Source organism: Pontibacterium granulatum (genome assembly GCF_029961155.1).
In the GTDB taxonomy this organism is placed as follows: domain Bacteria; phylum Pseudomonadota; class Gammaproteobacteria; order Pseudomonadales; family Balneatricaceae; genus Pontibacterium; species Pontibacterium granulatum.
Genome location: NZ_JASBRH010000002.1, coordinates 281,982 through 296,778, shown reverse-complemented (window position 1 = coordinate 296,778; position 14,797 = coordinate 281,982). Strand labels below are relative to the sequence as shown.

Here is a 14,797-nt window from a genome sequence, read left to right as displayed (position 1 = left end):
CCGGACCGATGGGTAACCAGTCCGGAATTATTATTTTTGTTGATTAGGAGGCTAAAGCGCGGGGTTACCGCGCCTGTGCCAGTTCAAGCAACTCGCGGGTTGCCACACTAAAGATAGAAAAATCATTGCTGCTGCTGCTACGAATCTCAGACAGGAAACGCTGCCAGCGGTGCAGCAAGGCTTCGCGTTTACTCAGCCACTCTTCAGCGCAGAGCTCACTGTCCTCTGTACCGGATGCCTGCGCAGCGTTGATCAGCGACACGGTTATCGCTTGCTGGTGACTGGTGAGGTCTTCGCGGCAGCCGTCACGGGCCATTGTCTGCCACAGGTTACTGACTTTGATCTCCTTCAACTGCTGGTCAAACCAATGCAACTCCAAACGCTCGCCCAGATCAAAGTAGATCTGTGCCACACGTTCCAGCGGCTGCCCGGTCTCTTCCACTGCTTTAATGATACCCAGCAACGAATAAAGGCTGTCAGATCCGGCCACGACGGCTGCCAGCTCCTCTGGGATGCCCGCGTCCACCAGCGCATCGTTTTTACGCTGCCAGCTTTCCCGCGGATCACCCTTGATCAGATCAGCCATCATGTTACGGACGGTACGCACACCCGGACGGAATTCAGCAACTATATCGCTTACCGATGTTTCCTGGTGGCGATGACGCAGGAACCACAAGGTTGCGCGGCGCACCAGACGGATCATGTCGGCCATCATTTTCTGCTGCAGCGCAGATGGCACCTGGTTATCCAGGGCTTCTATATCTGCCCACAGTTGCTGGATATCAAAGACATCCCGGGCGATCACGTAGGCGGCAGAGATTTCGGACAGGCCTGCACCACTGCTCTGACGCAGGCGTTCCACGAAGGTGATACCCATGGTATTCACCATGCCGTTGGCAGTCTGGGTCGCGATGATTTCACGGTACAGTCGGTGCTGACGGATCTCCTGCTCGAAGTCGCTCACCAGACGCTGCGGAAACGCGGTCAGGATCTCGTTACTCAGGTAATCATCGGAGGTAATCCAGGAATCGATCAGACTCTCTTTTAACTCTGCTTTAACATACGAGATCAGTACCGACAACTCTGGGCGGGTAAGCCCTTGCTGCCGTGCTTTGCGCTCCTGCAGATCATCATCCGCCGGGATAAACTCCAGGGCACGATTCAGTTTGCCCTCGTCCTCGAGACGGTCGATCAGATGGATATAGTCGTCAATGGAATTACGGGCATGACCTTCCGCCACACTGATCGCCTGCGCCTGGTGATAGTTGTTCTGCAGCACCAGCTCGGCTACTTCGTCGGTCATTTCGCGCAACAAGGCGTTACGCTGTTTCACGGTCATATCACCGTTCGCCACCACCTCGTTGAGCAGGATCTTGATGTTGACTTCGTGGTCGGAGCAGTCCACGCCACCAGCGTTGTCTATAAAGTCGGTATTGGATTTACCGCCTTTGGCACAGAACTCAACACGGCCCAGCTGGGTGAAGCCCAGGTTGCCGCCCTCGCCCAGCACCCTGCAGCGCAGCTCGTTACCGTTGATACGCAGACTGTCGTTAGCTTTGTCCCCCACATCGGCGTGGGTTTCGCCGGAGCCCTTCACGTACGTACCAATACCGCCGTTCCAGATCAGGTCTACCGGTGCTTTCAGAAGCGCACGCAACAGATCATTCGGAGAGAGGCGGTCTTCTTTGATATCAAAGCGCGCTTTCATCTCCGGACTGATCTCAATCCACTTCGCAGCACGGGAGAAAACGCCGCCACCAGCGGAAATCAGTGACTTGTCGTAGTCCTCCCAGCTGGAGCGTGGCAGCTCGAACATACGCTTGCGCTCAACGTAGGTGCTAGCCGCATCCGGGTTCGGATCGATAAAGATATGCATGTGGTTAAAGGCGGCACAGAGCTGGATATGCTCAGACAGCAGCATGCCGTTACCAAACACATCACCCGCCATATCGCCGATACCGATCACGGTGAAGTCTTCGCTCTGGGTATCCAGACCCAGCTCGCGGAAGTGCAGTTTTACAGACTCCCAGGCGCCACGGGCGGTGATCCCCATGCCCTTGTGATCGTATCCCTGGGAGCCGCCGGAGGCAAACGCATCACCCAGCCAGAAATCTCGGCTTTCCGCGATCTCGTTGGCAATATCGGAGAAGGTTGCGGTGCCCTTATCGGCGGCCACGACAAAGTACGGGTCGTCCTCATCAAGACGCACCACATCCACCGGTGGCACCACCTCACCCGCTTTCAGGTCATCAGTGATATCCAGCAGTGCACTGATAAATGTCTGATAGCTAGCGATGCCTTCCGCCTGGATCTCTTCACGGCTACCACGCTCTGGCAGCTGCTTAGCGACAAAGCCACCTTTAGCCCCCACCGGCACGATGACTGCGTTTTTCACCTGCTGGGCCTTCACTAGACCCAGCACCTCGGTGCGGTAATCCTCCAGTCGATCGGACCAGCGCAAGCCACCACGGGCCACCTTACCGCCGCGCAAGTGCACGCCCTCCACACGGGCGGAGTACACAAACACCTCGAACATCGGGCGCGGCAATGGAATGTCCGCAATCGCATGCGGGCTCAGTTTGAATGAGAAGTAATCCTTCAATTCGCCCTGAGCATCCTTCTGGAAGTAGTTGGTACGCAGGGTCGCTTTAATCAGCTCCAGGTAGCGACGCAGGATCTGGTCATCATTGAGGTTATCCACTTTATCCAGAGCATCCACAATGCTCGACTCGATACGACCGACCAGGGCTTCTACCTTACTGCTGTCCTGACGACTCGGCTCAAACCGCGCGCGGAAAAGCGCCACCAGTAGCTTGGAAACCTGCAAGTGACGCGCCAGCGTATCGGCGATATACGGCTGGGAGAAACCAAAACGGATCTGCTGATTATAGCGAGCATAGGCGCGCAACATCGCCACTTCACGCCAGCTCAGGTTGCCACCAATAACCAGTTTGTTAAATTCATCATTCTCCGCTCGACCACTCCAGATGCTGGCAAAGGCTTCCTGAAAAACCTGCTTCACATCTTCCAAAACCACGGTCTCGCCGTGGTGATAGATCAGGGTAAAATCGTGAATCCAATACACATTGCCATTAGTCTTGTGCACCTCGTACGGGTGCTCCCCCACCACCTGCATCCCCAGATTTTCCAACACTGGGATCACATCGGAGAGAATCAGCGGTTTATCTGCATTGAACAGCTTAAAGCGCAGCAGGTCCTGGGTCTGCTCCAGCACGCGATAGAAACTCATGGTTACCGGATTGTCTTCCGACAACGCCTCAATGCGTTGAATGTCATACACAGCACTGGCCGGCGAGAAGTGCTCACGGTAGGCGGACCTAAATGCATGGCGGTACTGGTTGGTATAGCGGTTGCCCTTCTCCTCACCGCAGGTTTCCACCAGCGCATGGTGAAGATCATCGTCCCAAGAACGGGATGCCTGTACCACTTCCGCCTCGATTGCATCAAAGTCGATCTCGGACTCTGTAGTCGGATCGATACGCATCACGTAATACACACGCGCCAGGACCGACTCGGTGAAGGTGGTGGTAAACTCTGAATCCGTTGCCTTCAGGGCGCCTGCAATGATGTCCTGGACCTGCAAACGCAGCACGGTCCCAAACACATCACGCGGTACGTAGTAGAGGAAGGTACAGAACTTGCCGCAACGGTCCCGGCGCATCAGCAGACGGGCTTTGCGACGCTCCTGCAGGTTCAGGATCCCCATCGCCAGATCCATCAACTCACTGTCGGTAGAGAGGAATAACTCATCCCGCGGCATATCGTTCAGGATCGTCAACAGTGCTTTGCCACTGTACCCGCTGTGGGAGAAGCCACTGGCATGCAAGGTGCGCTCGACCTTGCGACGGATCAGCGGGATACGATTCAGGCGCTCATGGTAGACCGGAGAAGTATACAAACCGTAGAAACGACGTTCACCGACTACACGACCTTCATCGTCAAAACGTTTTACCACGATCAGGTCCATGTAGGCCGGGCGATGCACTCGAGAGCGCTTGCTGTACTTAGCCAGCAGCAACGGCGCATTGTCCTGCATGGAGCACTCTTCATCGGCACTCAGCGACGCGTAACGTTGCGCCAAGGCCGAAATATTTTCCAAGCGCAGGGTGCCGAGCACACTATCCTTCTTCAGCGACGCGCTGAAGCTGTCTTCACCTTGCTCAAAATCCAGTTCGTCGTACGCCAGGAAGGTAAAGTGATCATCCAACAGCCAGGCTATGAACTCAGCCGCTTCTTCGGCTTCTGTGCGGTCGCGCACATGCTCTGCGGCGCGCAGCTCTGACACCATTTCCTGGGCTCGAGCCTTCATCGGCTTATAGTCATGCACCGCACATTCGACAATGCGGTGTATCTCAACCAAGGCATCACACGTAGTTTTTATCCACTCCTTATCGCTGTGGCGGTCCACTTCCAAGTAGATAAAGGACTCATCACGCCCTTCATGGGAGAAACCTTTCAGCTTGTCGCCGTCACGCTCAACCTGCAATACCGCATTGTGGATCGCATGGATCGACACCTCACGACGGTTCAACTCCATCCGTACCGAATCCACCAGAAACGGCATATCCGGGAACAGGATCTGAATCACCGTGTGGTTGCTGTGCCAACCGTGCTTTTCCAGATCCGGGTTGAAGACGCGTACCTTCGGCGCTTCGTAATCATAATCCTGAATGAACTCCCAACAGGAGAGCGTGGCGTCGTACAGCTGCTCCAGAGGACGCGCCGACACTTCTTCGTCGGGAGAGACCTGGTAATAGAGTTCGGAGAAGGTGTTGAGTTTGGTGGCAACATCCGCAGGCAGGTTGTGGTTAACCTGCTCTGCCAGTTGGTTGAGAAGTTTTTCTTTACGGCTGCAATGGTTGGACATCTTGTATTTATTCTCCATTCGGAGCCGCAATGTGGCTCCTGCCTGAAATAAGCTTACCGCTGCACGATCAAGACACAGTCGTTCTTTCCTTAAAGATCAATCATAGTCGAATCGGTACGTTTGCAGCGGCGATGCGCGACAAAAGAACCAATTCAACCTGAACATTTATGTCTTAACCTACCGCGATCTACCCTCGCACTGCAATCGGTTGCAGATGACGATTTTGGCGACGCTCCAGCTGACGGAACAGCATGATGATCACCATACTGATCACCAGATAAATACCTCCCGCCGCCAGGAAGATCTCAATTGGGGTGTAGGTACGGGCAATAATCGTGCGTGCCATGCCAGTCAGGTCCAGCAGAGTAATCGTGGATGCCAGCGCACTGCCCTTCAGCATCAGGATCACCTCGTTACCGTACGCCGGCATGATCATGCCAAACGCACGCGGCAGCATAATGCGGCGGTACAATTGCACCTGGCGCATACCGATAGTTTTTGCAGCTTCGACCTCTCCTTTGGGCACGGCCGCCAGCGCGCCACGCAGGATCTCTGCGGTATAGGCAGCGGTATTAAGAGAGAAGGCGATAATGGCGCACCAGTACGGCTCGCGCAGGTACGGCCAGAGCGAACTGTTTTTAACCTCTTCAAACTGGGCCAGGCCGTAGTACACCAGGAAGATCTGCACCAGCAGCGGTGTGCCACGGAAGAAAAAGATGTAGCAATACGGGATCGCACGCAGCCACAGGCGGCGTGAATGACGCGCAAGGCCAATAGGCAGTGCCAGCACCGAGCCGATAATGCCGGAGATCAGAACCAGCTCAAGGGTGGTCAACGCCCCCTGCATGAGGCGTGGGAAGTACTCAATAACAACAGAAAAATCCATTACGCTCTCCCCACCCAGCGGTTGTTACGTTTTTCCATGTAGTGAATAAACACCATGGAGATAATGGTCAGTGTCAGATAGATAAACGCTGCGGCCATATAAAACAGGAACGGCTCTTTGGTGTAGCTCACCGCATCGCGGGTTTTCAGCATGATGTCGTGCAAACCCACCACGGACACCAGTGCCGTATCTTTCAGCAACACCAGAAACAGGTTACCCAACCCAGGAAGCGCCAGGCGCCACAACTGCGGCATGGTGATACGCCAGAAGATCTTCAACGGTGTCATACCAATCGCCAAGCCCGCTTCCTGCTGGCCTTTCGGGATTGCCTGAATCGCACCGCGGAATACTTCACTGGCATAGGCACCAAAGGTCAGGCCCAGCGCCACCACACCGGCGGCAAACGGACCCACTTCGATATATTCGTCGTAGCCAAACATGCTGGCCACGCTCATCAGGACCGTTGTCGCACCGAAGTAGATGATCAGCACCGTCAGCAGCTCGGGAATGCCACGAATCACGGTGGTATAGGCGGTGGAGATCGTACGGGCAACGCGGTTACCCGACAGTCGGGCCGTCGCACCCAACAAGCCTAGGACCAAGCCCAGTAACAGACTGGCCAACGCCAGCTCGATGGTGACTAACGTACCAGCCCAAAGCTGGTCGCCGAATCCTCTGATATCAAACATCGGTAATCCTCAACGGGAGATGGAGCAGCCCGCCAACGGAGCGCTGGCGGGAAATCGTTCGCTATACGAAAGGGAAACTGGTCCGAAAAGTTTCTGAGAGCCTGAACAGATTCGGACCTGTATTTCCTTAATAAATAGAGAACGGGAAGTAGCGGGCGTTGATCTCGGCGTATTTGCCGTTATCCACGATCGCTTTCAGAGCGCGGTTGAACTTGTCGGTCAGCGGATCATTTTTACGTACCGCGATGCCGATCTTGTCGTTGATGTCGATGTCGCTGCCTTTGAACTCAAACGTCTGGCCCGCATCGGTGCTCAGCCAGTCGTAGGCCGGGAATTTGTCGGACAGCAGTGCATCCAGGCGGCCTGCTTCCAGGTCCAGGTACGCATTGTCCTGAGTGTCGTATAGCTTAACGGTAACTACATCACCCAACTGGTCTTCCAGGTGCTGGCCGGCGATAGTCGCACGCTGCGCACCTACCACCAGACCTTTCAGGCCGTCTTTACTGGTATCCAGGGATTTGCCTTTCGCCGCTACAAACGCCAGTACGTTGGAGTAGTAAGCATCGGTGAAGTCTACGACGCGCTGGCGTTCTTCAGTGATCGACATGGACGCAATGATCGCGTCGTATTTCTTAGCACGCAGACCCGGAATGATGCCATCCCAGTCCTGAGCCACGATATCGCAGTCCGCTTTCATCTCGGCACACAGCGCTTTGGCGATATCCACGTCAAAGCCCTGCAGCTGACCACTGGCATCCACCATGTTGAACGGTGCATACGCGCCTTCGGTTGCGATACGGATTGTGTCGCCAGCCTGTGCCAGGCCCGCGCTCAGAGACATTGCAGCAGCCAGCAGACCGCCAACCAGAGTCGTTTTCAGTTTCATCTTGCACTTCCTTTCTTATTTTTTTGATTTGCAGGAGTAACCCAAGGATGGGCGTTGGAGATTCTCAGATGCCGGGCATCAGAAAATACTGGAGATAAACTCACGACACCGTTCGGATGTCGGGTTTTCAAAAACTTGCTCAGGAGGACCAAACTCCTCCACCTGTCCCTGATGCAGGAACATCACCTTGTTGGAAACTTCGCGGGCAAAAGTCATCTCGTGGGTGACGATCAGCATGGTGCGACCTTCGGCCGCCAGATCACGCATTACGTTCAGCACCTCACCTACCAGCTCCGGGTCCAGTGCAGAGGTTGGCTCATCAAACAGCAGCACCTGCGGTTCCATCGCCAGGGTACGGGCAATCGCTACACGCTGCTGTTGACCACCCGACAGCTGGTTCGGATAGAAATCCTTACGCTCCAGCAGGCCAACTTTGCCCAGCAGCTCTTCGGCGTGGGCAATGGCTTCTTCACGTTTCTTACCCAGTACCTGGATCGGACCTTCGATTACGTTTTCGATCAGTGTCTTGTGTGGCCACAAGTTGAAATTCTGGAATACGAAACCAACGCGGGAGCGCATTGCCGCCAGCTGACGGGCATCAGAGGCATCCAGGTCCCCCTGTTTGTTGCGTTTGAGGCTCAGTTTTTCACCGGTGATGTAGATCTCCCCTTCGGTTGGGGTTTCCAGCAGGTTGATGCAACGCAGGAAAGTACTTTTACCTGAACCACTGGAACCAATGATCGAAATCACATCGTGTTCATGGGCTTGCAAATCGATCCCTTTCAGGACTTCGAGATCGCCGAACGACTTATGAATGTTCTTCAGGTAGATAGCAGAATTCTCAGGCATTTTTATTGTTCTCTATATTGCCAGGTTAATTACCCGGCTCTCTGATCCAGCCTGCTTAGGGCTAACCGGGGGAACGTGCTATGTGTGCCGCACAATGCAAGACACTCTAAATGAACGTGTTTTGCCACAGGCCATAGCGCGCAATTTGAAGGTAACAAATTGCAGGAGGTCGATATTTTGAAATTCGGCCACCAATTTCAGTCATCGCGACTTGACCAAAAGACAGGAAAACGAAAGAATCGGCGGAAAACGCCCCTTTTTTCAGAAAAAACTTCTACGAGATCAGTTATTTATCAAGGTCGAGCGACCGAACTGAGTACCCACAGGCTGACGTTCTTCAGTTTCGGCAGCGCGCTTGCGTTCTTCACGCGGTGTCACACCGTAATGGTTGCGGTAGGCGGTACTGAAATAGGACGCACTGGAAAAACCGCAGGCCAACCCGACCTGTAAAGCAGGCTTGTCGCTCTGGCGCAACATCTGGCGGGCTTTTTCCAAGCGCAGCTCCAGGTAGTACTTCGACGGCACCGTCTGCAGGTGTTTCTTAAACAGCCGCTCCAGGTGTCGGCGGGATACACCCACATGAAACGCCAGATCGTCGGTGCTCAGTGGCTCCTCGATATTAGCTTCCATCAGCGTCACCGCTTCGATCAGCTTAGGCTGACTGGCTCCGATACGCGCCTTGAGAGGAATCCGTTGCTGGTCATCGCTGGTGCGCATACGTTCGCAGATAAACTGCTCGGAGATCTTGGCAGCCAGATTCATGTCGTAGTGTTGTCCGATCAGGAACAGCATCATATCCATCGATGCCGTGCCGCCGCTGCAGGTGTAACGGTTACCATCAATTTCGTAGAGGTTGTTGGTCACCTGGGTGTCTGGAAACTCTTCGCGCAACGCATCCAGATCCCACCAATGAATTGTCGCCCGATAGTCATTCAGTAAACCTGCACAAGCCAGCAGATAAGAGCCGGTACCGATACCACCCAACGCCATACTGGCCTGCCCCTGACGGCGCAACCAGCCAATCACCGCCTCGTTGCCGGTACGGGCAATCGGGCTGGCACCACAAACAAAGATCGCGTCGAGCGGGGGAATCTCCTTCAGACTGCAGTCCACCAGCGTCTGTACACCAAAGCTGCTCGATACCGCTTCACCGTCGTGACTGATCAGCACCGTCTCGTAACAGTCTTCGCCGGTCACCCAGTTGGCCATACGCAACGGCTCAATCGCCGAGGAGAAGGCGATCAAGGAGAAGTTGGGCAGCAACAGAAAACCAAAACGGTGCGGTTTGCGCTGAGAACTGTCGTTTGACAACGGATTACCCACTAAAACGTTTTCCTCCGGGCAAATGTGGCTCGGGCAAATTAAATTTCGGAGTGTGCAGGATACTGATATTCCAGATCACTGACTTCTTCAGCCGACCTAAATGTCAACTTAGTGCAAGTTCATGTCGCCCTATAGAAATTCTCCATCTGGCACTAGGCGATCCCTTTTGCTGATACTAAATATAGCCGCTCCCGTGCAACAGCCCTGACCAATCCATGGGCTGATCACGCAAAGCTCAAAACAAACATTAGAACAGAGTTCACCAGGTCGCCGTTATCGTCAGCGGCCGGAAATGAGGAAAATCGCTATGACTACAGTGCCAGTAACCCGCGCGCTTTTTGATGATGTAATGGTCCCTAACTACAACCCACAGCAGTTCGTGCCGGTACGTGGCGAAGGTTCCCGCGTGTGGGATCAGGACGACCGTGAGTACGTCGACTTTGCCGGTGGCATCGCGGTAAATGCACTGGGTCACGCACACCCTGCCCTGGTTTCCGCACTGAAAGACCAGGCTGACAAACTGTGGCACCTGAGCAACACCTGCACCAACGAGCCGGCACTGCGCCTGGCTAAGAAACTGACCGACGCGACGTTTGCCGACAAGGTATTCTTCTGCAGCTCCGGCGGTGAAGCCAACGAAGCGGCATTCAAGCTGGCGCGTAAATACGCCTACGACAACTTCGGCCCAGAGAAGCACGAAATCATCGCTTTCACCCAGGCATTCCACGGCCGCACCCTGTTTACCGTGTCTGTGGGTGGCCAGCAGAAATACCGTGAAGGTTTTGAGCCGGTACCAGGCGGCATCAGCCACGTACCGTTCAACGATATCGACGCTCTGAAAGCAGCGATCTCCGACAAGACCTGCGCTGTGGTGATGGAACCGATCCAGGGCGAAGGTGGCATTATCCCGGCCGATCCTGAGTTTGCCCGCGCGGTGCGTGAACTGTGTGACGAGCACAACGCCCTGCTGGTATACGATGAAGTTCAGACTGGCGTTGGCCGTACCGGTCATCTGTATGCTTACGAAGGTCTGGGCGTAGCGCCGGACATCATGACCACCGCAAAAGCACTGGGTGGCGGCTTCCCGGTTGGCGCCATGCTGTGCACCGACAAAGTAGCGCCAAGCCTGGGCTTTGGTACCCACGGCAGCACCTACGGCGGCAACCCGCTGGCGTGTGCTGTAGCAGAAGCGGCAATCGACACCATCAACACCCCGGAAGTGTTGTCCGGCGTGGCTGACAAGCGCGCGATCTTTGTGGAAGAGCTGGAGAAGATCAACGCCAAACACCAGATCTTCAAAGAGATCCGTGGTGCAGGCCTGCTGATCGGTGCTGAGCTGATTGACGTATGGCATGGAAAGGCAGCCAAGTTCCTGGCCGCAGCACGCGATGCTGGTGTGATGATTCTGGTAGCCGGCCCTAACGTTTTGCGTATGACCCCATCCCTGATCATCCCGGAAGCGGACATCCGTGAAGGTATGGCGCGTCTGGAAAAGGCCATTGCCCACGTTCTGGAAACAGAAACTGCCGAAGCCTAATCCCACAAAGCCCGTAAAATAAGCTCGAACTTTTCTCCCCGCGCAGCGACCGTCCTCAGGGCGGTTTGCTGCGCATCCGCTCTTCTAAAATCCCCCGTCAAACGCGCCCTAATTTCTGAAGTTCGGGTCGCATCACTGACAGATTCTATCGCGCTGATCTCCAATAATGGATAGAACGGAATAGAAGGAACCCAGCAATGACCACGACCAACTTTACCCCCTGGATCGAATGGCTTGACGCCCAGCACGACGAGATGCTGGCCAAAACCATCGAACTGGCAGAGATCAACTCCGGCACCCTCAACGCCGACGGTGTGAACAAGGTGCGTGCGTTGCTGACCGAATACTGCCAGGTGCTGGACGGTGAGGTAGACGTGGTTCCGGTTGCGCCCTACGAACATCTGGGCAGCAACGGTGAAATTGAAACCTTCCCGCTGGGTGACGCCCTGCGCATCCGCAAGCGCCCCGAAGCCCCGCTGCAGATCTTCTTCTGCGGCCACATGGACACGGTTTTTGCCATCGATCACCCATTTCAGCAGGTGAAGTGGCTGGATGACGAAACCCTGAACGGTCCGGGCGTAGCCGACCTGAAAGGCGGCATCCTGGTGATGATCAAAGCGCTGCAGGCACTGGAGCGAAGCCCGTTTGCCGAACAGATCGGCTGGGAGATCCTGTTTAATCCGGATGAAGAGATAGGCTCCCCGGGCTCTGCCCCACTGATCGAAGAGGCCGCCAAGCGCGTGCATCTGGGCATGATCTACGAACCCAGCTTCCCGGACGGAAACCTGGCGGGCGAGCGCAAAGGCAGCGGCAACTTCAGCGTCAAAGTGACCGGCAAGGCCGCACATGCAGGTCGCGAACACCACCTGGGTCGCAATGCCGTACGTGCCATGTGTGACTTTGTTGCCGCACTGGATGACCTTAACGGTCAGCGCAACGGCGTCACCATCAACCCGGGCTTTATCGAAGGTGGCGGTGCGGTAAACATCGTGCCGGATCTCTGTATCTCCCGCTTCAACATCCGCCTTGAACGTCCGGAAGATGAGCAATGGTGTCTGGACCGACTTGATGAACTGGTGGCGATGATCAACGACCGTGACGGTATCAGCATCGAGCTGCTGGGCGGCTTTGGCCGTAAACCCAAAGTGCTGAGCGGCGCCAACAAGAAACTGTTTGAACTGGCGCGTGAATGCGGCCACACCCTGGGCATGGAACTGCAGTGGTTACCTACCGGCGGCTGTTGCGACGGCAACAACCTGGCGGCCGCCGGTATCCCTAACATCGATACCCTCGGGGTACAGGGTGGCAAGATCCACTCCAGCGATGAGTACCTGAAAGTGAAAAGCCTCACCGAACGCGCTAAGCTGAGTGCGCTGATGCTTATGAAACTGGCTGCCAGCGACGACCTGAGCTGGCTGGAGGAAAACCAATGCTGTTAGTACGCCCCCTGAACTTCACCGATATCCAGGGCCTCGAACGTCTGGCGGTAATCTCCGGCGGCAGCATGACCACCCTCCCTGCAAATCGCGACCACCTGGGCGAGCTGATCAACAGCACCCAGCAGTCGCTGCGCAAGGCGGTGGAGCACCCCGGCAGTGAAAGCTACCACTTCGTACTGGAAGACACCGACAGCGGCGAGATCCTCGGCGTCTCCGGTATCGACGCAGCGGTAGGCATCAGCACACCTTTCTACTCATACCGCATTGAAGAGGTGGTACACGCCTCCAGTGAATTGCAGATTCACAACCGTGTACCAGCCCTGCACCTGTGTCAGGATTACACCGGCGCGGCGCGTCTATGCACCCTGTTTCTGGACAGTGCACACCGCAGCCAGAACAACCTGCACCTGCTGTCCCGTGCCCGCATGCTGCTGATCGCTCAGTTCCCTGAGCGTTTTGCACCACGTCTGATCGTCGAACTGCAGGGTGTGGCCGACGAGGAGCATCGCTCCCCGTTCTGGGAGTGCCTGGGTCGCCACTTCTTCAACATGGATTTCACCAAAGCCAACTACCTCACCGGTATCAACAACAAAGGCTTTATCGCTGACCTGATGCCGCACTATCCGGTGTACGTACCCCTGCTGACGCCTGAAGCACAGGCTGCCCTGGGTAAACCACGCCCGGATATGGAAGAGGTGATGGCCCTGCTGGAAAACGAAGGTTTCAATTACCGGGGTTACGTGGACATCTTTGATGCCGGCCCAACCCTGGAAGCACGCACCGACAACGTCCGCTCTGTTCGTCAGAACCAACAGACCGTGGCACGTATCGGTGAGAGCAGCGACGAAGCAGCCCTGCGCCCTGCCCTGATCAGTAACACCAGCCTGGAAAACTACCGCTGTCTGATGACACGGATCGATCCGGCGCAACCTGTGATCAGCGCGGAACAGGCCAACCTGCTGCAGGTTGAAGAGGGTGGCGACATCCGGCTGTTGCTGCTTGAAGAAGCAGAGCTTGGCTAACGCCTGACAAACGAAACACCACAATAACTAGAAACGACTGAGCGCCCTCCTCTCTATAGAGGGTGTTGCAAAACGTAGCGAGTACAGCTGAGACAAGGCAAAAATCTGTGAAAACGCGCAGTTTACTGAGCGTAAATGAGCATTTTGAGCAGATTTTTAACGCCGTATCAGCAAACGCAGTAGATTTGCGACACCCTCTAAAGGAGTGGCTACGGCTGCGCTCAGCTTAAATACGGAGTCCACAGACCATGATGATAGTTCGCCCGATCAAGGCAGACGATCACACAGCGCTACGCGAGCTGGCCAGTAAAACCGGCCCTGGTTTCACTTCATTGCAGGACAACGACCAACAGGTTGCGGCAAAGATGGAAAACGCGCTTAAGGCCTACAATCCTGCGACCCGCGGGGCCGAAGCGCTGTTCCTGTTTGTGATGGAAGACACCGAGACCGGTGAAGTGGTCGGCGTAAGCGGTATCGAATCCGCCGTTGGCCTGACCGAACCCTGGTACAACTACCGCGTGGGTACCCTGGTGCATGCGTCGCGCGAGCTGAAGGTCTACAACCAGCTCAACACGCTGACCATTACCAATGACCATACCGGTTACTCCGAGCTGTGCACCCTGTTCCTGGCACCGGACGCCCGTCACAGCAAGAACGGCTCCCTGCTCTCCAAATCCCGCTTTATGTTTATGGCCGAGTTCCCGCAGCTGTTCAGCGATCACCTGATCGCCGAGATGCGTGGTTACTCCGACGAAAACGGTATATCACCATTTTGGGAAGGTCTGGGGCGTCACTTCTTCTCCCTCGACTTCTCTGAGGCGGACCAGCTCTCCTCCATGGACAAGGTGTTTATCGCCGAGCTGATGCCGAAGAACGCCATCTACACCAACCTGCTGCCTCAGGACGCGCAGGACGCGATAGGCAAAACCCACAACGCCACCACCCCGGCGCGTCGCCTGCTGGAAAACGAAGGCATGCGTTTTACCGGTTACATCGACATCTTCGACGGTGGCCCAACGCTGGAAGCACGTACCAACGACATCCGCGCAATTCAGGACAGCCACTACGTGAAGGTTCACGTCGCCGATATCCAACCGGAAGGCGAGCTGTATATGGTCAGCACCAACGACTTTGAAGATTTCCGCTGCTGCATGACCCCTCTCACTTCCGTGGGCAAACACGTAGTGACCGTAACCCCTGACGTTGCTGAAGCACTGAACATCACCGAGGGAAGTACCGTTCGTGTAGTACCTCTCTCTTCTGGACGGAGATTCTGAT

Annotated in this window: 10 protein-coding genes; 4 read left to right on the top strand and 6 right to left on the bottom strand. The window is 55.5% G+C overall.

The annotated features are described in order from the left end of the window. Window positions 1-64 precede the first annotated feature (64 nt). The 6 genes from QKW35_RS03205 to QKW35_RS03180 all read right to left on the bottom strand — a co-directional run bounded on the left by QKW35_RS03205 (window position 65) and on the right by QKW35_RS03180 (window position 9,521). Window positions 65-4,888 carry an NAD-glutamate dehydrogenase gene (locus tag QKW35_RS03205; protein WP_282350717.1) on the bottom strand — a complete coding sequence of 1,608 codons (4,824 nt, stop codon included), beginning with the start codon at window positions 4,886-4,888 and terminating at the stop codon, window positions 65-67. 187 nt (window positions 4,889-5,075) lie between these two features. Then, complete coding sequence (locus tag QKW35_RS03200) at window positions 5,076-5,774, bottom strand: ABC transporter permease (protein ID WP_282350715.1); 699 nt, start codon at window positions 5,772-5,774, stop codon at window positions 5,076-5,078. Continuing rightward, complete coding sequence (locus QKW35_RS03195; protein WP_282350714.1) at window positions 5,774-6,463, bottom strand: ABC transporter permease; 690 nt, start codon at window positions 6,461-6,463, stop codon at window positions 5,774-5,776. The genes QKW35_RS03200 and QKW35_RS03195 overlap by 1 nt, the downstream gene beginning before the upstream one ends. Before the next feature lie 127 nt (window positions 6,464-6,590). Next, complete coding sequence (locus tag QKW35_RS03190; protein ID WP_282350713.1) at window positions 6,591-7,349, bottom strand: ABC transporter substrate-binding protein; 759 nt, start codon at window positions 7,347-7,349, stop codon at window positions 6,591-6,593. A 78-nt stretch (window positions 7,350-7,427) separates the two neighbouring features. Beyond that, a complete protein-coding gene (locus QKW35_RS03185) occupies window positions 7,428-8,198 on the bottom strand; it encodes an ABC transporter ATP-binding protein (protein ID WP_282350712.1) in 771 nt (256 codons plus the stop codon). Between the two features lie 282 nt (window positions 8,199-8,480). Next, complete coding sequence (locus tag QKW35_RS03180; RefSeq protein ID WP_282350711.1) at window positions 8,481-9,521, bottom strand: GlxA family transcriptional regulator; 1,041 nt, start codon at window positions 9,519-9,521, stop codon at window positions 8,481-8,483. A 307-nt stretch (window positions 9,522-9,828) separates the two neighbouring features. Here QKW35_RS03180 and QKW35_RS03175 point away from each other — a divergent pair, with 307 nt between their 5' ends. From QKW35_RS03175 to astA (QKW35_RS03160), 4 genes are all read left to right on the top strand, one after another. Then, window positions 9,829-11,058, top strand: coding sequence for an aspartate aminotransferase family protein (locus QKW35_RS03175; protein ID WP_282350710.1), 1,230 nt, complete (start codon window positions 9,829-9,831; stop codon window positions 11,056-11,058). Between the two features lie 197 nt (window positions 11,059-11,255). Continuing rightward, window positions 11,256-12,497 (top strand): hydrolase, encoded by a 1,242-nt coding sequence (locus QKW35_RS03170; RefSeq protein WP_282350709.1) that lies wholly within the window; start codon window positions 11,256-11,258, stop codon window positions 12,495-12,497. Further along, on the top strand, window positions 12,488-13,519 hold the full coding sequence (gene astA, locus QKW35_RS03165) for an arginine N-succinyltransferase (RefSeq protein WP_282350707.1): 1,032 nt from the start codon (window positions 12,488-12,490) through the stop codon (window positions 13,517-13,519). The genes QKW35_RS03170 and astA (QKW35_RS03165) overlap by 10 nt, the downstream gene beginning before the upstream one ends. Before the next feature lie 248 nt (window positions 13,520-13,767). Beyond that, window positions 13,768-14,796 (top strand): arginine N-succinyltransferase, encoded by a 1,029-nt coding sequence (astA, locus tag QKW35_RS03160; RefSeq protein WP_282350705.1) that lies wholly within the window; start codon window positions 13,768-13,770, stop codon window positions 14,794-14,796. Window position 14,797: the final 1 nt, after the last annotated feature.